This window comes from Methylobacterium haplocladii (genome assembly GCF_007992175.1).
GTDB classification, from domain to species: Bacteria; Pseudomonadota; Alphaproteobacteria; order Rhizobiales; family Beijerinckiaceae; genus Methylobacterium; species Methylobacterium haplocladii.
In genome coordinates this window covers 1-1,130 of sequence record NZ_BJZT01000084.1, presented here as the reverse complement: position 1 = coordinate 1,130, position 1,130 = coordinate 1, and the positions used below count along the sequence as shown (strand labels likewise).

At 70.7% G+C, this 1,130-nt stretch carries 1 protein-coding gene; it reads right to left on the bottom strand.

What is annotated here, in order from left to right:
* Window position 1: 1 nt before the first annotated feature.
* Window positions 2-1,130 (bottom strand): polysaccharide biosynthesis/export family protein (locus MHA02_RS21825; RefSeq protein WP_147082679.1); only part of this gene is annotated, 1,129 nt, incomplete at its 5' end.

Below are 1,130 nucleotides of genomic sequence, written 5' to 3'. Positions count from 1 at the left end.
CTCACCGTGCGACGCTGTAGACGGATGCGGCGGCGCTGACGGGTGAGGTGATCGTTGAGAAGACGCTGAGCACCTTCTGGACCTCGGCGAAGGGTGCGTTGGAGACGTAGAGGACGTCGCGGTTTCGCATGCGGAAGGCCTGGGCGAGGAACAGGGCGTTGGGGTCGCGCATGTTGAAGCGGTAGACCACGGGGACGAGCTTGGTGGTCAGGAGGGACGAGCCCGGGCGCAGGCGGCGCACCAGGGTGTTCGGCTCGAAGCGGTAGAGGAACACGCCCTCGGCGTCGGCCTGGAAGTCCGAGAGGCCGCGGGCCCGGGCGAGCGCCTGGGCCAGCGTGATGCCCTCGGCCGAGAACTGCAGTTCGGTGGCGTTGCCGAGCGCGCCGAGCGCCATGAAGGTCTGCGGGTCCTTCACCAGGGTCAGCACGTCGCTCGGCCGCATGAAGATGTTTTCGCGGGGGTTGGAGACCACGGCGGTCATCGGCACCGTCACCGTGGTCGGCCCGCGCGACAGGCGCACGTAGGTCTCGCTGACCGCGCCGCGCACGCCGCCCACCGAGGCGATCACGTCGAGCAGCCGGTCGCCCTTGCCCGACAGCGGGATGCGGGCGCCGCCGGTGACCTCGCCGGTCACCGTGACCGATTGCGAGATCGGCTTGGAGACCGTCACCAGCACCTGCGGCTGGATCGCCTTGCCGGCGAGCTCGTTCTCGATGAGCACCTGGACGTCCTGCGGGCGGCGTCCGGCGACCTGGATGCGCCCGGCATAGGGCACCGAGATCGCGCCGTCGCGGCTGACCACCTGCTCGGGGATCAGCGCGGATTTCGAGCCGGCCGAGAAGCGGTCGGCCACCAGCGGCCCCGAGAACAGGCCGCCCGAGCCCGCCTCCCAGACCTGGATCGCCACCGAATCGCCGACGCCGATCAAGGGCTCGGCGGAGGGGCGGTAATCGCCGAAGGCGGCGAGCAGGCTGTCGAGGGGCCGCGAGCGCAGGGCCTCGATGATGGCGGGATCGACGTCGACCAGCTCGTAGCGCGCATACACCCCCTGCGGGGTCGCCACGTCCGCCCCGTCCACGATCGCACGCGACGTCGGACCCGACGCCGGAAGATACGAACAGCCCGAGGCC